General features: G+C 67.6%; 22 protein-coding genes. 21 read left to right on the plus strand and 1 reads right to left on the minus strand.

Going from position 1 to position 20,463, the window contains the following annotated elements:
• Positions 1 to 367: 367 nt before the first annotated feature.
• From rpoB to tuf, 6 genes are all read left to right on the plus strand, one after another.
• Positions 368 to 3,874: a DNA-directed RNA polymerase subunit beta gene (gene rpoB, locus CXY01_RS13280; RefSeq protein ID WP_146927918.1), complete on the plus strand. Its 3,507-nt coding sequence runs from the start codon at positions 368 to 370 to the stop codon at positions 3,872 to 3,874.
• A gap of 112 nt (positions 3,875 to 3,986) precedes the next feature.
• Positions 3,987 to 7,856, plus strand: a complete 3,870-nt coding sequence (locus CXY01_RS13285) for a DNA-directed RNA polymerase subunit beta' (protein WP_146927919.1) — start codon at positions 3,987 to 3,989, stop codon at positions 7,854 to 7,856.
• A gap of 427 nt (positions 7,857 to 8,283) precedes the next feature.
• Positions 8,284 to 8,655: a 30S ribosomal protein S12 gene (gene rpsL / locus CXY01_RS13290; protein ID WP_013770160.1), complete on the plus strand. Its 372-nt coding sequence runs from the start codon at positions 8,284 to 8,286 to the stop codon at positions 8,653 to 8,655.
• Positions 8,655 to 9,125 (plus strand): 30S ribosomal protein S7, encoded by a 471-nt coding sequence (gene rpsG, locus CXY01_RS13295; protein ID WP_028045072.1) that lies wholly within the window; start codon positions 8,655 to 8,657, stop codon positions 9,123 to 9,125. Before rpsL ends, rpsG begins: the two co-directional genes overlap by 1 nt.
• A gap of 89 nt (positions 9,126 to 9,214) precedes the next feature.
• Complete coding sequence (fusA, locus tag CXY01_RS13300; protein ID WP_146927920.1) at positions 9,215 to 11,317, plus strand: elongation factor G; 2,103 nt, start codon at positions 9,215 to 9,217, stop codon at positions 11,315 to 11,317.
• 125 nt (positions 11,318 to 11,442) lie between these two features.
• Positions 11,443 to 12,636: an elongation factor Tu gene (tuf, locus tag CXY01_RS13305; protein WP_146927921.1), complete on the plus strand. Its 1,194-nt coding sequence runs from the start codon at positions 11,443 to 11,445 to the stop codon at positions 12,634 to 12,636.
• Between the two features lie 88 nt (positions 12,637 to 12,724).
• Here tuf and CXY01_RS13310 read toward each other — a convergent pair whose 3' ends face one another.
• Positions 12,725 to 13,087 (minus strand): hypothetical protein, encoded by a 363-nt coding sequence (locus CXY01_RS13310; protein ID WP_146927922.1) that lies wholly within the window; start codon positions 13,085 to 13,087, stop codon positions 12,725 to 12,727.
• A 373-nt stretch (positions 13,088 to 13,460) separates the two neighbouring features.
• Between CXY01_RS13310 and rpsJ the strand changes: the two genes are divergently transcribed.
• The 15 genes from rpsJ (at position 13,461) to CXY01_RS13385 (ending at position 20,457) form a co-directional block, all read left to right on the plus strand.
• A complete protein-coding gene (gene rpsJ / locus CXY01_RS13315; RefSeq protein WP_013117879.1) occupies positions 13,461 to 13,769 on the plus strand; it encodes a 30S ribosomal protein S10 in 309 nt (102 codons plus the stop codon).
• A gap of 22 nt (positions 13,770 to 13,791) precedes the next feature.
• Positions 13,792 to 14,451, plus strand: coding sequence for a 50S ribosomal protein L3 (gene rplC / locus CXY01_RS13320; protein WP_055912147.1), 660 nt, complete (start codon positions 13,792 to 13,794; stop codon positions 14,449 to 14,451).
• 2 nt (positions 14,452 to 14,453) lie between these two features.
• A complete protein-coding gene (rplD, locus tag CXY01_RS13325; RefSeq protein WP_146927923.1) occupies positions 14,454 to 15,122 on the plus strand; it encodes a 50S ribosomal protein L4 in 669 nt (222 codons plus the stop codon).
• Positions 15,119 to 15,421: a 50S ribosomal protein L23 gene (gene rplW, locus CXY01_RS13330; RefSeq protein ID WP_055912151.1), complete on the plus strand. Its 303-nt coding sequence runs from the start codon at positions 15,119 to 15,121 to the stop codon at positions 15,419 to 15,421. Before rplD ends, rplW begins: the two co-directional genes overlap by 4 nt.
• An 18-nt stretch (positions 15,422 to 15,439) precedes the next feature.
• Positions 15,440 to 16,279: a 50S ribosomal protein L2 gene (rplB, locus tag CXY01_RS13335; protein ID WP_055912153.1), complete on the plus strand. Its 840-nt coding sequence runs from the start codon at positions 15,440 to 15,442 to the stop codon at positions 16,277 to 16,279.
• A gap of 12 nt (positions 16,280 to 16,291) precedes the next feature.
• A complete protein-coding gene (rpsS, locus tag CXY01_RS13340; RefSeq protein WP_055912154.1) occupies positions 16,292 to 16,573 on the plus strand; it encodes a 30S ribosomal protein S19 in 282 nt (93 codons plus the stop codon).
• A gap of 56 nt (positions 16,574 to 16,629) precedes the next feature.
• Positions 16,630 to 16,998 (plus strand): 50S ribosomal protein L22, encoded by a 369-nt coding sequence (rplV, locus tag CXY01_RS13345; protein ID WP_055912156.1) that lies wholly within the window; start codon positions 16,630 to 16,632, stop codon positions 16,996 to 16,998.
• On the plus strand, positions 16,998 to 17,840 hold the full coding sequence (gene rpsC, locus CXY01_RS13350; RefSeq protein WP_056585854.1) for a 30S ribosomal protein S3: 843 nt from the start codon (positions 16,998 to 17,000) through the stop codon (positions 17,838 to 17,840). The genes rplV and rpsC overlap by 1 nt, the downstream gene beginning before the upstream one ends.
• Positions 17,841 to 17,842: 2 nt before the next feature.
• Positions 17,843 to 18,259 carry a 50S ribosomal protein L16 gene (gene rplP / locus CXY01_RS13355; RefSeq protein WP_055912160.1) on the plus strand — a complete coding sequence of 139 codons (417 nt, stop codon included), beginning with the start codon at positions 17,843 to 17,845 and terminating at the stop codon, positions 18,257 to 18,259.
• Positions 18,259 to 18,498, plus strand: coding sequence for a 50S ribosomal protein L29 (rpmC, locus tag CXY01_RS13360; RefSeq protein ID WP_056023416.1), 240 nt, complete (start codon positions 18,259 to 18,261; stop codon positions 18,496 to 18,498). Before rplP ends, rpmC begins: the two co-directional genes overlap by 1 nt.
• Positions 18,499 to 18,506: 8 nt before the next feature.
• Positions 18,507 to 18,800, plus strand: a complete 294-nt coding sequence (gene rpsQ / locus CXY01_RS13365) for a 30S ribosomal protein S17 (protein WP_146927924.1) — start codon at positions 18,507 to 18,509, stop codon at positions 18,798 to 18,800.
• 184 nt (positions 18,801 to 18,984) lie between these two features.
• Entirely contained in the window at positions 18,985 to 19,353 is a 369-nt protein-coding gene (gene rplN, locus CXY01_RS13370) for a 50S ribosomal protein L14 (RefSeq protein WP_034625870.1), read from the plus strand.
• A 2-nt stretch (positions 19,354 to 19,355) separates the two neighbouring features.
• Positions 19,356 to 19,697, plus strand: a complete 342-nt coding sequence (gene rplX, locus CXY01_RS13375; protein WP_146927925.1) for a 50S ribosomal protein L24 — start codon at positions 19,356 to 19,358, stop codon at positions 19,695 to 19,697.
• Complete coding sequence (gene rplE, locus CXY01_RS13380) at positions 19,697 to 20,269, plus strand: 50S ribosomal protein L5 (RefSeq protein ID WP_146927926.1); 573 nt, start codon at positions 19,697 to 19,699, stop codon at positions 20,267 to 20,269. The genes rplX and rplE overlap by 1 nt, the downstream gene beginning before the upstream one ends.
• Positions 20,270 to 20,271: 2 nt before the next feature.
• Positions 20,272 to 20,457, plus strand: coding sequence for a type Z 30S ribosomal protein S14 (locus tag CXY01_RS13385; RefSeq protein ID WP_028045055.1), 186 nt, complete (start codon positions 20,272 to 20,274; stop codon positions 20,455 to 20,457).
• Positions 20,458 to 20,463: the final 6 nt, after the last annotated feature.

Genomic DNA, 20,463 nt, shown 5'->3' on the forward strand with positions numbered 1-20,463 from the left:
CGCGCCCGACGACGCCCCCGGTGTCGCGTCCGCATGGGGGACGGGCTTTCGCGGTCCGGCCACCTGTGCCACCATGTGCGCGGCGCCAATGACGTCGCCGTGCGGGCGGAGCCGCCCGTTCGTACCGGACGCCTCAGGGTCCGTCGCCCGACGTGTCGGGTGGCGCCAGGGGGTGTCGATGCCGGGTGGACTTTGACACCGCGGCCGAGTATGCTAGCGCTTTGCGCTGGCCTGTGCCCGCGATCCCGTATAACCCGAGCCCACCGTCGTCGTCAAGACACGACGTCGTGGGGCTCGCCGGCCGGGGGATCGCGCCTAGCCAGGACCAGTGCAGCGTGCACTCGATCCGCTGGGAAGGACCCCTCTTTTGGCTGCCTCGCGCACCCCTTCTGCTCCGACCGCCGACGCCATCGCGAACCGCACCGCCTCTCGCCGTATCTCCTTCGCCAAGATCCACGAGCCCCTCGAGGTCCCGGACCTGCTCGGTCTGCAGACGGAGAGCTTCGACTGGCTGCTCGGCAACGAGAAGTGGCAGGCCCGTGTGGCCACGGCCCTCGAGGCCGGTCGGCAGGACGTTCCCGAGACCGCTGGTCTCGAGGAGATCTTCGAGGAGATCTCGCCCATCGAGGACTTCGGCGGATCCATGTCGCTGTCGTTCCGCGAGCACCGCTTCGAGCCGCCGAAGTACACGGCCGAGGAGTGCAAGGAGAAGGACTTCACCTTCGCCGCGCCGCTGTTCGTCACGGCGGAGTTCGTCAACTACACCACCGGTGAGATCAAGAGCCAGACGGTCTTCATGGGTGACTTCCCGCTCATGACCGAGCGCGGCACGTTCATCATCAACGGCACCGAGCGCGTCGTCGTGTCGCAGCTCGTCCGTTCGCCCGGCGTGTACTTCGAGCGCACGGCCGACAAGACGTCCGACAAGGACGTCCTCACGGCCAAGGTCATCCCGAGCCGCGGTGCCTGGCTCGAGTTCGAGATCGACAAGCGCGACAACGTCGGCGTCCGCGTCGACCGCAAGCGCAAGCAGAACGCCACGGTGCTGCTCAAGGCGCTCGGCATGACGGACGCGGAGATCCGCGAGGAGTTCGCCGCGTACCCGGCCGTCATCGACACGCTGGACAAGGACCACGTCCAGACGCAGGACGAGGCGCTGCTCGACCTCTACCGCAAGATCCGCCCGGGCGAGCCGCCCACGGTCGAGGCCGGCCGCGCGCTCATCGAGAACTTCTACTTCAACCCGAAGCGCTACGACCTGGCCAAGGTCGGTCGCTACAAGCTGAACAAGAAGCTCGGCCTTGACGTCCCGCTCGCGGACTCGGTGCTCTCGCGTGACGACGTCGTCGCCACGATCAAGTACCTCGCGTCGCTGCACATCGACCTGCCGTCCCTGCCGGGCACGCGTGCCGGCGAGGCCGTCGACATCCGCGTCGAGCCCGACGACATCGACCACTTCGGCAACCGTCGCATCCGCGCGGTCGGCGAGCTCATCCAGAACCAGGTCCGCACGGGCCTGTCGCGGATGGAGCGCGTCGTGCGCGAGCGCATGACGACGCAGGACGTCGAGGCGATCACGCCGCAGACCCTGATCAACATCCGCCCCGTGGTGGCGTCGATCAAGGAGTTCTTCGGCACGTCGCAGCTGTCGCAGTTCATGGACCAGAACAACCCGCTCGCGGGCCTGACGCACAAGCGTCGCCTGTCCGCGCTCGGCCCGGGTGGTCTGTCCCGCGACCGCGCCGGCATGGAGGTCCGTGACGTCCACCCGTCGCACTACGGCCGCATGTGCCCGATCGAGACCCCTGAGGGCCCGAACATCGGCCTCATCGGCTCGCTCGCCACGTACGGGCGGATCAACCCGTTCGGCTTCGTCGAGACCCCGTACCGCAAGGTCATCAAGGGCAAGGTCTCCGACGAGGTCCACTACCTGACCGCCGATGACGAGGACCGCCACGTCATCGCGCAGGCGAACGCCCCGCTCAAGGCGAACGGTGCCTTCGAGGAGGACCGCGTCCTGGTCCGCGTCAAGGGCGGCGAGATCGAGTACGTCGCCGGCGAGGCCGTCGACTACATGGACGTCTCCCCGCGCCAGATGGTGTCGGTGGCCACGGCCCTGATCCCGTTCCTCGAGCACGACGACGCCAACCGTGCCCTCATGGGTGCCAACATGCAGCGCCAGGCCGTCCCGCTGGTCCGTTCGGAGGCCCCGCTCGTGGGTACCGGCATGGAGCGTCGTGCGGCCATCGACGCGGGCGACGTCATCGTCGCGACGAAGCCGGGTGTCGTCACCGAGGTGTCGGCCGACCTGATCGTCGTCGCCAACGACGACGCCACCACGTCGACGTACCGCGTCGCCAAGTTCCGCCGCTCGAACCAGGGCACCTCGTACAACCAGCGCGTGCTGGTCGACACCGGCGCCCGCGTCGAGGTCAACTCGGTGCTCGCCGACGGCCCGGCCACGGACGAGGGCGAGCTCGCGCTCGGCCGCAACCTGCTGGTCGCGTTCATGTCGTGGGAGGGCCACAACTACGAGGACGCGATCATCCTGTCGCAGCGCCTCGTGCAGGACGACGTGCTGTCCTCGATCCACATCGAGGAGCACGAGGTCGACGCTCGCGACACCAAGCTCGGCCCCGAGGAGATCACGCGGGACATCCCGAACGTCTCCGAGGAGGTCCTCGCGGACCTGGACGAGCGCGGCATCATCCGCATCGGTGCCGAGGTCGGCGCCGGCGACATCCTCGTCGGCAAGGTCACGCCCAAGGGCGAGACCGAGCTGACCCCGGAGGAGCGGCTGCTCCGCGCGATCTTCGGTGAGAAGGCGCGCGAGGTCCGCGACACGTCGCTCAAGGTCCCGCACGGCGAGTCCGGCACGGTCATCGAGGTCCGCACGTTCAGCCGTGAGGACGGCGACGAGCTGCCCGCCGGTGTCAACGAGCTGGTCCGCGTGTACATCGCGCAGCGCCGCAAGATCACGGACGGCGACAAGCTCGCCGGCCGTCACGGCAACAAGGGCGTCATCTCCAAGATCCTCCCGGTCGAGGACATGCCGTTCCTCGCCGACGGGACCGCGGTCGACGTCGTCCTCAACCCGCTCGGTGTGCCCGGCCGCATGAACGTCGGCCAGGTCCTCGAGACGCACCTCGGCTGGGTGGCCAAGCAGGGCTGGGACATCCAGCTCGCCGAGGGTGACGTGTCGTGGCGCGACGAGGTCCCGGCGATCGCCGCGTCCTCGCCGGCCGGCAACCCCGTGGCCACGCCCGTGTTCGACGGTGTCCCGGAGGCGACCCTCACCGGTCTGCTCTCGGCCACGCTGCCGAACCGTGACGGCGTGCGCACCGTGGGCGGCGACGGCAAGGCGCGCCTGTTCGACGGGCGCTCCGGCGAGCCGTTCCCGGACCCGGTCGCGGTCGGCTACATGTACATCCTCAAGCTGCACCACCTCGTCGACGACAAGATCCACGCACGTTCCACGGGTCCGTACTCGATGATCACGCAGCAGCCGCTGGGTGGTAAGGCGCAGTTCGGTGGCCAGCGGTTCGGCGAGATGGAGGTGTGGGCCCTCGAGGCGTACGGCGCCGCCTACACGCTGCAGGAGCTCCTCACCATCAAGTCGGACGACGTCCCCGGACGCGTCAAGGTGTACGAGGCGATCGTCAAGGGGGAGAACATCCCCGACTCGGGCATCCCGGAGTCCTTCAAGGTCCTCCTCAAGGAGATGCAGTCGCTCTGCCTGAACGTGGAGGTGCTCTCCTCGGACGGCGTCTCCATCGACATGAAGGAGAACGACGACGAGGTCTACCGCGCAGCGGAGGAGCTCGGCATCGACCTGTCCCGGCGTCCGAACGCCAGCAGCATCGAAGAGATCTGACGTCGAGCCCCGGTCGGCTCCTCATCCGAGATGCCGACCGGGTGCCCGCACCCTTTAGCAACATTTCCGTCCGCCGGTCACAGACCGGCAAGCGAAGGAAGTAGGACCCCCCTTGCTCGACGTCAACGTCTTCGACGAGCTGCGTATCGGCCTTGCCTCGGCCGACGACATCCGTGCCTGGTCGCACGGTGAGGTGAAGAAGCCCGAGACCATCAACTACCGGACCCTGAAGCCGGAGAAGGATGGCCTGTTCTGCGAGAAGATCTTCGGTCCCACCCGGGACTGGGAGTGCTACTGCGGCAAGTACAAGCGCGTGCGCTTCAAGGGCATCATCTGCGAGCGCTGCGGCGTCGAGGTGACCCGCTCGAAGGTCCGTCGTGAGCGCATGGGCCACATCGAGCTGGCCGCGCCCGTCACGCACATCTGGTTCTTCAAGGGTGTGCCGTCGCGTCTCGGCTACCTGCTCGACCTGGCCCCGAAGGACCTCGAGAAGGTCATCTACTTCGCGGCGTACATGATCACGTGGGTCGACGTCGACGGCCGGCACGAGGACCTCCCCAACCTCCAGAACGGGATCGACCTGGAGAAGAAGGAGATCTCGGACCGCCGCGACAACGACATCAACACCCGCGCCACCAAGCTCGAGGCCGACCTGGCCGAGCTCGAGGCCGAGGGTGCCAAGGCCGACGCCCGCCGCAAGGTGCGCGACTCCGCCGAGCGCGAGATGGCGCAGATCCGCAAGCGCGCGGACCTGGAGCTGGACCGCCTCGACGCGGTCTGGGACCGGTTCAAGAACCTCAAGGTCGCCGACCTCGAGGGCGACGAGATGCTGTACCGCCAGCTCCAGGACCGGTACGGCAACTACTTCGAGGGCTCGATGGGCGCCGCGGCGATCCAGAAGCGTCTCGAGGCGTTCGACCTCGAGGCCGAGTCCGACGCGCTGCGCGAGATCATCAAGACCGGCAAGGGCCAGCGCAAGACGCGTGCCCTGAAGCGGCTCAAGGTCGTCAACGCGTTCCTCACGACGACCAACTCGCCCACCGGCATGGTGCTCGACGCCGTCCCGGTCATCCCGCCGGACCTGCGTCCGATGGTCCAGCTCGACGGTGGCCGCTTCGCCACCTCGGACCTGAACGACCTGTACCGCCGCGTGATCAACCGGAACAACCGCCTCAAGCGGCTGCTCGACCTGGGTGCGCCCGAGATCATCGTCAACAACGAGAAGCGGATGCTCCAGGAGGCCGTCGACTCGCTGTTCGACAACGGCCGCCGCGGCCGTCCGGTGACCGGTCCGGGCAACCGCCCGCTCAAGTCGATCTCGGACATGCTCAAGGGCAAGCAGGGTCGGTTCCGTCAGAACCTGCTCGGCAAGCGCGTCGACTACTCGGGCCGTTCGGTCATCGTCGTCGGCCCGCAGCTCAAGCTCCACCAGTGCGGCCTGCCCAAGCAGATGGCGCTCGAGCTGTTCAAGCCGTTCGTGATGAAGCGTCTCGTGGACCTCAACCACGCGCAGAACATCAAGTCGGCCAAGCGCATGGTCGAGCGCGCGCGTCCCGTCGTCTGGGACGTGCTCGAGGAGGTCATCACGGAGCACCCGGTGCTGCTCAACCGCGCACCCACGCTGCACCGTCTGGGCATCCAGGCGTTCGAGCCCCAGCTGGTCGAGGGCAAGGCGATCCACCTGCACCCGCTCGTCTGCGCCGCGTTCAACGCGGACTTCGACGGTGACCAGATGGCCGTCCACCTGCCCCTGAGCGCGGAGGCGCAGGCCGAGGCCCGCATCCTCATGCTCTCGAGCAACAACATCCTCAAGCCGTCGGACGGTCGTCCGGTGACCATGCCCTCGCAGGACATGATCATCGGCCTGTACCACCTGACGAACGACAAGGACGAGGCGCTCGGTCACGGCCGGTCCTTCAGCACCGTCTCCGAGGCGGTCATGGCGTTCGACCAGGGCACCCTGGACCTGAACGCCGTGGTGAAGATCCGGTTCGACGACCTGGTGCTGACCGAGGAGGACGCGCCCGAGGGCTGGTCCGAGGGTGACACGCTCATCTTCGAGACGACCCTGGGTCGTGCCCTGTTCAACGAGCTGCTGCCCGTGGACTACCCGTACGAGAACGGCGTCGTCGACAAGAAGCGCCTCTCGGTCATCGTCAACGACCTGGCCGAGCGGTACCCCAAGGTCGAGGTCGCAGCGTCGCTGGACGCCCTGAAGGAGGCCGGCTTCCGCTGGGCCACCCGCTCGGGCGTCACGATCTCCATCTCGGACGTCGCGACCCCGGCGGCCAAGGCGGCCATCCTCGAGGAGCACGAGGGACGTGCGGCGAAGGTGCAGGGCCAGTACGAGAAGGGCCTGATCACCGACGACGAGCGTCGTCAGGAGCTCATCGAGATCTGGACGCAGGCCACCGACAAGGTCGCCAAGGCGATGCAGGAGAACTTCCCGCGCCAGAACACCGTCTACAAGATGGTCGGCTCGGGTGCTCGCGGTAACTGGATGCAGGTCCGCCAGATCGCCGGTATGCGTGGCCTCGTCGCCAACCCGAAGGGCGAGATCATCCCTCGCCCGATCAAGTCGAACTACCGCGAGGGGCTGTCGGTCCTCGAGTACTTCATCGCGACGCACGGTGCCCGCAAGGGTCTGGCGGACACCGCTCTGCGGACCGCCGACTCGGGCTACCTGACCCGTCGTCTGGTGGACGTCTCGCAGGACGTCATCGTCCGTGAGGACGACTGCGGCACCGAGCGTGGTCTGACCATGCCGATCGGTGTCCCGGGATCCGACGGCACGCTGCGTCGTCACGACAAGGTCGAGACGAGCGTCTACTCGCGCACGCTTGCGACGGACGTCGCGATCGACGGCGAGGTCATCGGTCACGCCGGTGACGACGTCGGCGACGTGCTGCTCGACCGGCTGCTCGAGGCGGGTGTGACCGAGATGAAGATTCGCTCGGTGCTCACCTGCGAGTCCCGCGTCGGCACCTGCGCGCGCTGCTACGGCCGTTCGCTGGCCACCGGCAAGCTCGTCGACATCGGCGAGGCCGTCGGCATCATCGCGGCCCAGTCGATCGGTGAGCCCGGCACGCAGCTGACGATGCGTACCTTCCACACCGGTGGTGTGGCGTCGGCCGACGACATCACGCAGGGTCTGCCGCGTGTCCAGGAGCTCTTCGAGGCCCGCACCCCCAAGGGTGAGGCGCCCATCGCGGAGTTCTCGGGCCGCATCGCGGTCGAGGAGGGGGACCGTTCGCGTCGCCTCGTCCTCACGCCGGACGACGGCTCGGAGGAGATCGCCTACCCGATCACCAAGCGCTCGCGCCTGCTGATCTCGGACGGCGACCACGTCTCCGTCGGTACCCAGCTGGTCCAGGGTGCGGTCGACCCGAAGAAGGTCCTGCGCATCCTCGGCCCGCGTGCGACGCAGAAGCACCTGGTCGACGAGGTGCAGGTCGTCTACTCCTCCCAGGGTGTGGACATCCACGACAAGCACATCGAGGTCATCGTGCGGCAGATGCTGCGCCGCGTGACGGTCCTCGACTCCGGCACCACCGACCTGCTGCCCGGCGAGCTCGCCGAGCGTGGTCGCTTCGAGGACGCGAACCGCGCTGCGGTGTCCGAGGGCGGTCAGCCGGCGTCGGGTCGTCCGGAGCTCATGGGCATCACGAAGGCGTCGCTCGCGACGGACTCGTGGCTGTCGGCGGCCTCCTTCCAGGAGACCACCCGGGTGCTCACCGAGGCCGCGATGTCGGGTCGGTCCGACCCGCTGCTCGGCCTCAAGGAGAACGTCATCCTCGGCAAGCTCATCCCGGCCGGGACGGGTCTGCCCCGCTACGGCAACATCGCGGTCGAGCCCACCGAGGAGGCGAAGGCCGAGCTGTACCCGACCTTCGGCTACGACGAGATCGACTTCCCCGCCCTGGGCCTCGGCTCGGGCGAGGCGATCCCGCTCGAGGACATCGACTTCGGCGACTACCGCTGACGTTCACGACCGAAGGGCTCACCGGTTCGCCGGTGGGCCCTTCGGGCTGTCCGGAACACCCGCACGCCCGGCGGTGTTCACTTCCTGTGTGACCCAGTCGCTTTGACGCCCATCCGGGCGCCAGGTAACGTAGGACACCGTGCCCGCGCCGTCGGGCTCTCGCGCATGCACCGGTGGACGCCTCCCTTCTCGGGATGGTGGGTCCGGTCGCATCGGGTGGTCTCTCACCACTGCGCCGTCTCTCCGTCAAGGCAACCTTGCGGACCGCGGTGCGGAGGACCGGGGCGACACGCCCGAGCGCGGGGGTCGGTGCGGGACGAACGACCTGCGGGGTAGTCGCGCGACGGGCGACGATCCTCGACCATGCCGGCCGTCCAGGGCGACGGGTGCCGGTCGACCAGAGATTCATCCAACAGACGGAGACGTAGTGCCTACGATCCAGCAGCTGGTCCGCAAGGGCCGGCAGGCGAAGACGAACAAGTCGAAGACGCCTGCCCTCAAGGGCTCCCCCCAGCGACGCGGTGTGTGCACCCGCGTCTACACCACGACCCCGAAGAAGCCGAACTCCGCGCTCCGCAAGGTCGCGCGCGTCCGCCTCTCGAGCCAGGTCGAGGTCACCGCGTACATCCCCGGTGTCGGTCACAACCTGCAGGAGCACTCCATCGTGCTCGTGCGCGGTGGCCGTGTGAAGGACCTCCCGGGTGTCCGGTACAAGATCGTCCGTGGTGCCCTCGACACGCAGGGCGTCAAGAACCGTAAGCAGGCGCGCAGCCGCTACGGCGCGAAGAAGGTGGGCTGATGCCTCGCAAGGGTCCGGCCCCCAAGCGGCCGCTCGTCATCGACCCCGTCTACGGGTCCCCGGTCGTCACGCAGCTGATCAACAAGGTCCTGCTGGACGGCAAGAAGTCCGTCGCGGAGCACATCGTCTACGGCGCCCTCGAGGGTGTCCGTGAGAAGACGCAGGGCGACCCGGTCGTCGTGCTCAAGCGCGCGCTGGACAACGTCCGCCCGTCGCTCGAGGTGCGCTCGCGCCGCGTCGGTGGCGCCACGTACCAGGTGCCCGTCGAGGTGCGCCCGGTCCGTCAGACCACCCTCGCGCTGCGCTGGCTCACCGACTACTCGCGCGCACGCCGCGAGAAGACGATGACCGAGCGCCTCATGAACGAGATCCTCGACGCGTCCAACGGCCTCGGTGCCGCGGTGAAGCGTCGCGAGGACATGCACAAGATGGCCGAGTCCAACAAGGCCTTCGCGCACTACCGCTGGTAAACCCGGCACCCACGGGCGCTGCGCCGCCGGTCCGATCCTCGGGCCGGACCGGTGGCGCCACCCAAGCCAACCGACAAGGGGCAACTCACGTGGCACTGGATGTGCTGACGGACCTCACGAAGGTCCGCAACATCGGCATCATGGCTCACATCGATGCCGGCAAGACGACGACCACCGAGCGGATCCTGTTCTACACCGGGGTCAACTACAAGATCGGTGAGACGCACGACGGTGCGTCGACGATGGACTGGATGGAGCAGGAGCAGGAGCGCGGCATCACGATCACGTCCGCCGCGACGACCTGCTACTGGAAGAACAACCAGATCAACATCATCGACACCCCGGGCCACGTGGACTTCACGGTCGAGGTCGAGCGCTCGCTGCGCGTCCTCGACGGCGCCGTTGCCGTCTTCGACGGCAAGGAGGGCGTCGAGCCCCAGTCGGAGACCGTCTGGCGTCAGGCCGACAAGTACGACGTCCCGCGCATCTGCTTCGTCAACAAGATGGACAAGCTCGGCGCGGACTTCTACTTCACCGTCGACACGATCGTGAACCGCCTCAAGGCCAAGCCGCTGGTCATCCAGCTGCCCATCGGTGCCGAGAACGACTTCATCGGCGTCGTCGACCTGGTCACCATGCGTGCCCTCGTCTGGCGCGGCGAGACCGCCCTGGGCGAGAAGTACGAGGTCGAGGACATCCCGGCCGACCTGGTCGAGAAGGCGGACCAGTACCGTGCCGAGCTCCTCGAGGCCGTCGCCGAGACGAACGACGAGCTGCTCGAGAAGTTCCTCGGCGGCGAGGAGCTGACGGAGGCCGAGATCAAGGCCGGCATCCGCCACCTCACGGTCAAGTCCGAGGCCTACCCGGTCCTGTGCGGCTCGGCGTTCAAGAACAAGGGCGTCCAGCCCATGCTCGACGCCGTCATCGACTACCTGCCGACGCCTCTGGACGTCCCGGCGGTCGAGGGCCACGACATGAAGGACCCCGAGCTCGTCGTCGAGCGTCACCCCGACTCGACGGAGCCGTTCTCGGCCCTCGCGTTCAAGGTCGCCTCGCACCCGTTCTTCGGCAAGCTCACCTACGTCCGGGTGTACTCGGGCAAGGTGTCGCAGGGCGCCCAGGTGCTCAACTCGACCAAGAACAAGAAGGAGCGCATCGGGAAGCTCTTCCAGATGCACTCCAACAAGGAGAACCCGGTCGAGGACGCCACGGCCGGCCACATCTACGCGTTCATCGGTCTCAAGGACGTCACCACGGGCGACACGCTGTCCGACCCGGCCTCGCCGGTCGTGCTCGAGTCCATGACGTTCCCCGAGCCGGTCATCGACGTCGCCATCGAGCCCAAGACGAAGGGTGACCAGGAGAAGCTCTCCGTGGCCATCCAGAAGCTGGCCGAGGAGGACCCGACCTTCCGCGTCAAGCACGACGAGGAGACCGGCCAGACCGTCATCGGCGGCATGGGCGAGCTCCACCTCGACATCCTCGTGGACCGCATGCGTCGCGAGTTCAAGGTCGAGGCCAACGTCGGCAAGCCGCAGGTCGCGTACCGCGAGACGATCCGTCGCTCGGTCGAGAAGATCGACTACACGCACAAGAAGCAGACCGGTGGCTCGGGCCAGTACGCGAAGGTCCAGATGACCTTCGAGCCGCTGGACCCCGCCGAGGGCGAGCTGTACGAGTTCTCGAACAAGGTCACCGGTGGCCGCATCCCGCGCGAGTACATCCCGTCGGTCGACGCCGGCATCCAGAGCGCGATGCAGCTCGGCGTCCTCGCGGGCTTCCCGCTCGTGGGCGTCAAGGCGATCCTGCTCGACGGTGCCGCGCACGACGTCGACTCCTCGGAGATGGCGTTCAAGATCGCGGGCTCGATGATCCTCAAGGAAGCGGTCCGCAAGGCCGACCCGGTTCTGCTGGAGCCGGTCATGGCCGTCGAGGTCCGTACTCCTGAGGAGTACATGGGTGACGTCATCGGCGACATCAACTCGCGCCGCGGCATGATCCAGTCGATGGAGGACGCGACGGGCGTGAAGGTCGTCCGTGCGCAGGTTCCTCTCTCCGAGATGTTCGGGTACGTCGGTGACCTGCGGTCGAAGACCCAGGGTCGCGCGGTGTACTCGATGCAGTTCGACAGCTACGCCGAGGTTCCTCGGAACGTTGCCGAGGAAATCATCAAGAAGACCCGGGGCGAGTAGTCCCACAGGTCGAACCCTGTAGTTCCATCACACAAACCGACCCGTAGGACGCCGCGTCGAACGGCTACCGTCCGGTAGCCGCAGAACGTCGGCCAATCTCTACCAAGTCCTGAGGAGGACACCCAGTGGGCAAGGCGAAGTTCGAGCGGACGAAGCCGCACGTCAACATCGGCACCATCGGCCACGTCGACCACGGCAAGACGACGCTGACGGCGGCCATCTCGAAGGTGCTGCACGACAAGTACCCCGACCTGAACCCCTTCACGCCGTTCGACGAGATCGACAAGGCGCCTGAGGAGAAGCAGCGCGGTATCACGATCAACATCGCGCACGTGGAGTACCAGACGGAGAAGCGTCACTACGCTCACGTCGACGCTCCGGGTCACGCGGACTACATCAAGAACATGATCACGGGTGCGGCGCAGATGGACGGCGCCATCCTCGTGGTCGCGGCGACCGACGGCCCGATGGCCCAGACGCGTGAGCACGTCCTGCTCGCCCGTCAGGTCGGCGTGCCCTACCTGCTCGTCGCGCTGAACAAGACCGACATGGTCGACGACGAGGAGATCCTGGAGCTCGTCGAGGTCGAGGTGCGCGAGCTCCTCTCGGCCCAGGGCTTCGAGGGCGACGACGTCCCCGTCGTGCGCGTCTCCGGCCTGAAGGCGCTCGAGGGCGACCCGCAGTGGGTCAAGTCCGTCGAGGACCTGCTCGAGGCTGTCGACGAGAACGTCCCGGACCCGGTCCGCGACATCGACAAGCCCTTCCTCATGCCGATCGAGGACGTCTTCACGATCACCGGTCGTGGCACCGTCGTCACCGGTCGCGTGGAGCGCGGCAAGCTCAAGGTGAACGAGGAGGTGGAGATCGTCGGCATCAAGGAGAAGGCGATCAAGACCACGGTCACCGGCGTCGAGATGTTCCGCAAGCTGCTCGACTACGCCGAGGCGGGCGAGAACGTCGGTCTGCTCCTGCGTGGCACGAAGCGCGAGGAGGTCGAGCGCGGCCAGGTCGTCGTCAAGCCCGGCTCGATCACGCCGCACACCGAGTTCGAGGGCCAGGTCTACATCCTGGCCAAGGACGAGGGTGGCCGTCACAACCCGTTCTACGGGAACTACCGCCCCCAGTTCTACTTCCGCACCACCGACGTCACCGGCGTCATCACGCTGCCCGAGGGCACCGAGATGGTCATGCCCGGCGACAACACCGAGATCCACGTGAACCTCATCCAGCCCATCGCGATGGAGGAGGGCCTCGGCTTCGCCATCCGCGAGGGTGGCCGCACCGTCGGCTCGGGCAAGGTCATCAAGATCATCAAGTGATGCTCGCCCCTCGGGGCAGCTGATCTGACGGAAGGGCCCGGGAGCTTCGGCTCCCGGGCCCTTCCGTCGTTCATGGCGTGCGGTCGGCTCAGCCGGAGTCCGGGTAGCCGGCGCGACCGTCGCCGTCGAGGTCGGTGCACAGGCCGTAGGTCTCGTCGCTGGTGTAGCTCGCGACGCACTCGGCGTACCCCTCGATGTACCGGAACTCGGAGTCGGCCGTCGCGTCGGTGCAGTCGGGGGAGCCGGCCGCCGGGTCGCACGGCTCGCCCGGGACCGGGGGCGGCGGGGTGGAGGGTGCGGTCGTCGGGTCCTCGGTCGGCGCCGCCGAGGTCGTGGCCGGGTCCGCCGGCGAGACCGTGCCGGTCGGTCCCGGCGTGCCGGAGGTGCAGCCGGACAGCGCGATCGCCGTGGCGGCGACGACGACGAGCGCCCGCAGGGGCAGACGGTCCATGTCGCGCAGCGTAGCGGGCCGGTCCGCGGGCGCGAGCGGAGAGCCGCGGGGGCCGGCCGCCCGGGATGTGCGCGAGATCACGCGGATTCCCGGGCCTGGGTGTGACGGAGGCGATTGGAGTTCCGCGGCGCCGTCTGGCACACTGTTCAGGTTGCCTAGTCGAGGGCGGCGCGTTCGCGCGCGCAGCACACGACAGGGCTCACACACGTGGAAGGCGTCTGGACCCCGGGATCACCCGGTGGTTGACGCCCGACAACAACCACCGATCTCGTGCCGGACACGGTACGCAGCGCGAAGGTGTGCCGCGAAGAGCGACACGCCCGAGTGCGGGGGTCGGACGGGCCGGTTCCAAACAGAGGGAAGTAGAAGCGCCATGGCGGGACAGAAGATCCGCATCAGGCTCAAGTCCTACGACCACGAAGTCATCGACAGCTCGGCGCGCAAGATCGTCGACACGGTGACTCGCGCTGGTGCGTCGGTCGTGGGTCCGGTGCCGCTGCCGACGGAGAAGAACGTGTTCTGCGTCATCCGGTCGCCCCACAAGTACAAGGACAGCCGCGAGCACTTCGAGATGCGTACTCACAAGCGGCTCATCGACATCATCGATCCCACGCCGAAGGCCGTCGACTCGCTCATGCGTCTCGACCTGCCTGCGGACGTGAACATCGAGATCAAGCTCTGACGCTGGGAAGGAACTGATTTCTATGGTTACCCAGCAGAACGAGCGCGCAGTCACGGCCCTGCTCGGCACGAAGCTCGGCATGACCCAGGTGTGGGACGACAACGGTCGTCTCGTCCCGGTCACCGTCGTCGCTGTCGGCACGAACGTCGTGACCCAGGTGCGCTCCGCCGATGCTGACGGCTACGCCGCGGTCCAGCTGGCCCACGGCCAGATCGACCCGCGCAAGGTCACCAAGCCGCTGAAGGGCCACTTCGAGAAGGCCGGGGTCACCCCCCGCCGGCACGTGGCCGAGATCCGTACGCCGAACGCCTCCGAGTTCACGCTCGGCCAGGAGCTCACGGCCGCCCTCTTCGAGGCCGGCTCGCTCGTGGACGTCATCGGCACCACCAAGGGCAAGGGCACCGCCGGTGTCATGAAGCGTCACGGCTTCCACGGCGTCGGCGCCTCGCACGGTGCGCACCGCAACCACCGCAAGCCCGGCTCGATCGGTGGCGCCTCGACGCCGTCGCGCGTGTTCAAGGGCATCAAGATGGCCGGTCGCATGGGCGTGGACCGCCAGACGACCCAGAACCTGACCGTGCACGCCGTCGACGTCGAGAGGGGCCTGCTCCTCGTCAAGGGTGCCGTTCCCGGCCCCAAGGGTGGCGTCGTGGTCGTGCGTTCCGCTGTGAAGGGGGCGTGACCATGAGTGACACGCTGACTGTCGACGTGGTCGACGCCCAGGGCAAGAAGTCCGGCTCGGCCGACCTGCCCGCGGACGTCTTCGACGTGCAGACCAACATCCCGCTGATCCACCAGGTCGTCGTCGCGCAGCTCGCGGCGGCTCGCCAGGGCACCCACGACACGAAGAGCCGTGGCGAGGTCCGTGGTGGTGGGCGCAAGCCGTACAAGCAGAAGGGCACCGGCCGCGCCCGTCAGGGTTCGACGCGTGCTCCGCAGTTCGCCGGTGGTGGCGTCGTCCACGGCCCCACCCCGCGCGACTACTCGCAGCGCACCCCCAAGAAGATGAAGGCCGCGGCGCTCCGCGGTGCTCTCTCGGACCGCGCTCGTGCCGGCCGCGTGCACGTCGTCTCGGGCTTCGCCCCGGGCACGGCGCCGTCGACAAAGTCCGCGCTCGCCGTGCTCGACAACCTCTCCGGACGCAAGAACGTCCTGGTCGTCGTCGAGCGTCAGGACGAGATCACGTGGAAGTCGCTGCGGAACGTCGAGCGGGTGCACCTGCTGGTCGCTGACCAGCTCAACACCTACGACGTCCTGATCTCGGACGACGTCGTGTTCACGCAGGGCGCGCTCGACGCGTTCCTCGCGGGTCCCGTCAAGGGCTCCGCCGACGCGAAGGACGAGAGCAAGTGACCGACATCGGCAAGAACCCGCGCGACATCCTGCTCGCGCCGGTCGTCTCCGAGAAGAGCTACGGCCTGCTCGACGAGGGGAAGTACACGTTCCTCGTCGACCCGCGGGCGAACAAGACCGAGATCAAGATTGCCGTCGAGCAGGTCTTCGGCGTCAAGGTCGACTCGGTCAACACCGCGAACCGGCAGGGCAAGGCCCGTCGGACCCGTTTCGGCATCGGCCGCCGCAAGGACACGAAGCGTGCGATCGTCACCCTCCGCGAGGGAACGATCGACATCTTCGGTGGTCCGGTCGGCTGAGCGAAGGACTGAGAACTCATGGGAATCCGCAAGTACAAGCCGACCACGCCGGGCCGTCGTGGCTCGAGCGTCGCCGACTTCGTCGAGATCACGCGCTCCACGCCGGAGAAGTCGCTCGTCCGTCCGCTCCACAAGACGGGCGGCCGTAACTCCACGGGTCGCATCACCACGCGCCACCAGGGTGGCGGTCACAAGCGTGCGTACCGCGTCATCGACTTCCGTCGTCATGACAAGGACGGCGTGCCGGCCAAGGTCGCTCACATCGAGTACGACCCCAACCGCACCGCCCGCATCGCGCTCCTGCACTACGCGGACGGCGAGAAGCGCTACATCATCGCGCCGAACAAGCTGTCGCAGGGCGACCGCATCGAGAACGGCCCCGGCGCCGACATCAAGCCCGGCAACAACCTGCCGCTGCGCAACATCCCGACCGGTACGGTCATCCACGCCATCGAGCTGCGGCCCGGTGGCGGCGCGAAGATCGCCCGCTCGGCTGGTGCGTCCGTGCAGCTCGTCGCCAAGGACGGCCCCTACGCCCAGCTGCGCATGCCGTCCGGTGAGATCCGCAACGTCGACCTGCGCTGCCGCGCGACGGTCGGCGAGGTGGGCAACGCCGAGCAGTCGAACATCAACTGGGGCAAGGCCGGCCGCATGCGCTGGAAGGGCAAGCGCCCGACCGTCCGTGGTGTCGCCATGAACCCGATCGACCACCCGCACGGTGGTGGCGAGGGCAAGACGTCCGGTGGACGTCACCCCGTCAGCCCGTGGGGCCAGGCCGAGGGCCGTACCCGCCGTCCGAACAAGCCGAGCGACAAGCTCATCGTGCGCCGTCGGCGCACCGGCAAGAACAAGCGCTGATAGGAGCCTGAGATGCCACGTAGCCTGAAGAAGGGCCCGTTCGTCGACGGTCACCTGCAGAAGAAGGTCGACGTCCAGAACACCGCCGGCACGAAGAACGTCATCAAGACGTGGTCGCGCCGTTCGGTCATCACGCCGGACTTCCTCGGCCACACGTTCGCTGTGCACGACGGACGCAAGCACACCCCGGTGTTCGTGACGGAGGCGATGGTCGGGCACAAGCTCGGCGAGTTCGCCCCCACGCGGACGTTCCGCGGCCACGAGAAGGACGACCGGAAGGGTCGTCGCCGCTGACCCCCGGGTCAGCCAGGCGACGCCCTCACCGGCAGAGACAAGAAGGCAGGACAGCAATGGAAGCCAAGGCGAAGGCGCGGTTCGTCCGCGTCACGCCCCAGAAGGCCCGGCGCGTCGTGGACCTCATCCGTGGCAAGCAGGCCGGCGAGGCTGTGGCGGTGCTGAAGTTCGCACCGCAGGCCGCGGGGGAGACGGTGCTCAAGGTTGTGGAGAGCGCGATCGCCAACGCTCGGGAGACCGCCAAGCGGTCGAACGAGCGTCTGGACGAGGCGGACCTCTACATCTCCGAGGTGTTCGTCGACGAGGGTCCGACGCTCAAGCGGTTCCGGCCGCGGGCGCAGGGTCGGGCCAGCCAGATCCTCAAGCGGACGAGCCACATCACCGTGGTCGTCGCTGAGCGTGAGACGAAGGGACGGGCCCGATAGTGGGACAGAAAGTCAACCCGCTCGGGTACCGCCTGGGCATCACCACCGACCACCGCTCGCGCTGGTTCGCCGACTCGACGAAGCCGGGTCAGCGCTACCGCGACTACGTGGGCGAGGACGTCAAGATCCGCAAGCTCATGGCCACGGGCCTCGAGCGTGCCGGCATCGCGAAGGTCGAGATCGAGCGCACGCGTGACCGCGTCCGCGTCGACATCCACACCGCCCGCCCGGGCATCGTCATCGGGCGTCGTGGCGCGGAGGCCGACCGCATCCGCGGCGAGCTCGAGAAGCTCACGGGCAAGCAGGTGCAGCTGAACATCCTCGAGGTCAAGAACGCCGAGATCGAGGCTCAGCTGGTCGCCCAGGGCATCGCCGAGCAGCTGGCGAGCCGCGTCTCGTTCCGCCGTGCCATGCGCAAGGGCATCCAGTCGGCCCAGCGCGCCGGTGCCAAGGGCATCCGCGTGCAGGTCTCCGGCCGCCTCGGTGGCGCGGAGATGAGCCGCACGGAGTTCTACCGCGAGGGCCGTGTGCCCCTGCACACGCTCCGCGCCAACATCGACTACGGCTTCTTCGAGGCTCGCACCACCTTCGGGCGCATCGGCGTCAAGGTGTGGGTCTACAAGGGCGACATGACCGAGAAGGAGTTCGCTCGCGAGCAGGCGACCCAGCCCTCGCGGCCGGCTCGTGGCCCGCGGACGGATCGCCCCGGTGGCGAGCGTTCGGACCGCGGTCCGCGCACGGGTGCTCCTCGCCGTGAGCGTTCCGACGCCCCTGAGGCAGCCGCTCCTGAGGCCGCCGCTGCTCCGGCAGCGACGACCCCCGACAGTGGAACGGAGGCCTGACCGTGCTGATCCCGCGCAGGCTGAAGCACCGCAAGCAGCACCACCCGGGACGCTCCGGCGCCGCGACCGGTGGTACCGCGATCTCCTTCGGTGAGTACGGCATCCAGGCTCTCGAGCCCGCCTACGTCACCAACCGGCAGATCGAGGCTGCTCGTATCGCCATGACCCGCCACATCAAGCGTGGAGGGAAGGTCTGGATCAACATCTACCCGGACCGTCCCCTCACCAAGAAGCCTGCCGAGACCCGCATGGGTTCCGGCAAGGGTTCGCCCGAGTGGTGGATCGCCAACGTCAAGCCCGGCCGAGTTCTCTTCGAGCTCGCCGGCGTCCCGGAGCCCCTTGCCCGCGAGGCCATGCGCCGCGCGCAGCACAAGCTCCCGATGAAGACACGTTTTGTGGTTCGCGAGGGTGGTAACTGATGACTATCGGCACCAAGGACCTGGCTCCCAGCGAGCTGGACACCTTCGACGACGAGAAGCTTGTCGCCGAGCTGAAGAAGTCCAAGGAGGAGCTGTTCAACCTCCGCTTCCAGTCGGCGACCGGTCAGCTCGAGAGCCACGGGCGTCTCAAGGCCGTTCGCCGCGACATCGCGCGGATCTACACGATCCTGCGTGAGCGCGAGCTCGGCATCCGTACCGCCCCGAGCGCGAGCGAGTGAGGTCGACAATGAGCGACGAGAAGAACGAGAGCACCACGTCTCTCGCTGAGAAGCGTGGCGACCGCAAGACGCGCCGCGGCTACGTGGTCAGCGACAAGATGCAGAAGACCGTCGTGGTCGAGGTCGAGGACCGGGTCAAGCACCCGCTCTACGGCAAGGTCATCCGGCGGACGAGCAAGGTCAAGGCGCACGACGAGCTGGGCTCGGCGGGCGTGGGCGACCTCGTGGTCATCATGGAGACCCGGCCGCTGAGCGCCACCAAGCGGTGGCGCCTGGTCGAGGTCGTCGAGAAGGCTAAGTAGTCCAGTAGCAGTCTCAGCACAACAGCAGTTCAGCACCACCCCCAGTTGCCCACGGGCGCCGGGTGGACTCCGACAGGACGACACCCGGCGCGACGTGTGCATCACGGCAACTATCCGTTCGGCCAGGCTCGGGCCCGGTTCCCAGGAACCGGCGCGAGAACCCGCCTGACACCAGGAGCATCAAATGATCCAGCAGGAGTCGCGACTTCGGGTCGCCGACAACACTGGTGCCAAGGAGATCCTTTGCATCCGTGTGCTCGGCGGCTCCGGCCGTCGCTACGCAGGCATCGGTGACGTCATCGTCGCCACCGTCAAGGACGCCATCCCCGGCGGCAACGTCAAAAAGGGCGACGTCGTCAAGGCTGTCATCGTGCGCACCCGCAAGGAGCGCCGCCGTCCGGACGGTTCGTACATCAAGTTCGACGAGAACGCCGCCGTGATCCTCAAGAACGACGGGGAGCCCCGTGGCACGCGCATCTTCGGCCCGGTGGGCCGCGAGCTGCGCGACAAGAAGTTCATGAAGATCATCTCGCTGGCGCCGGAGGTGCTCTGACCATGGCGAAGATCAAGAAGGGCGACCTCGTGGTCGTCATCTCGGGTCGGGACAAGGGCCGTCAGGGCCGTGTCCTCGAGGTGCTCGTCGAGTCGCAGCGGCTCGTCGTCGAGGGCGTCCAGCGCGTGCAGAAGCACGTGAAGGCCGGCCAGACGCAGCGCGGCACGCGCACCGGCGGCATCGAGACCGTCGAGGCCCCCATCCACATCAGCAACGTGATGCTCGTGGACCCGGAGACCAAGAAGGGCACCCGGGTCGGCTACCGCACCGAGCAGGTCGAGCGTGACGGCCGTACCCGCACCGTTCGGGTCCGCGTCGCCAAGCGCTCCGGTAAGGACATCTGATGACCGAGACCACTCTCACGGCTCCGGCGCTCCCGCGTCTGAAGTCCAAGTACAACGACGAGATCCGCGACGCTCTCTTCGAGCAGTTCTCGCACGAGAACATCAACCAGGTCGCGCGCCTGGTGAAGGTCGTCGTGAACATGGGCGTCGGCGAGGCCGCCAAGGACTCCAAGCTCATCGAGGGCGCGATCCGCGACCTGACCCAGATCACGGGTCAGAAGCCGCAGGTCACCAAGGCTCGCAAGTCGATCGCGCAGTTCAAGCTGCGTGAGGGAATGCCCATCGGCGCCCACGTCACCCTCCGCGGTGACCGTGCCTGGGAGTTCCTGGACCGCCTGCTCTCCACCGCGCTGCCGCGCATCCGTGACTTCCGTGGCCTCTCGCCGCAGCAGTTCGACGGTCACGGCAACTACACCTTCGGCCTCGTGGAGCAGTCCGTGTTCCACGAGATCGACCAGGACAAGATCGATCGGGTCCGCGGCATGGACATCACGGTCGTCACGACGGCCGACACGGACGACGAGGGTCGCGCTTTCCTCAAGCTCCTCGGCTTCCCGTTCAAGGAGATCTGACCATGGCGAAGACTGCCCTCAAGAACAAGGCCGCTGCCAAGCCGAAGTTCGCGGTGCGTGGCTACACGCGCTGCCAGCGTTGCGGCCGGCCCCACTCGGTGTATCGCAAGTTCGGCCTGTGCCGGATCTGCGTGCGCGAGATGGCCCACCGCGGCGAGCTCCCCGGCGTCACCAAGAGCAGCTGGTAATCGAAC

Origin of the sequence: Cellulomonas xylanilytica (assembly GCF_007989805.1) — a bacterium.
Lineage (GTDB): Bacteria > Actinomycetota > Actinomycetes > Actinomycetales > Cellulomonadaceae > Cellulomonas > Cellulomonas xylanilytica.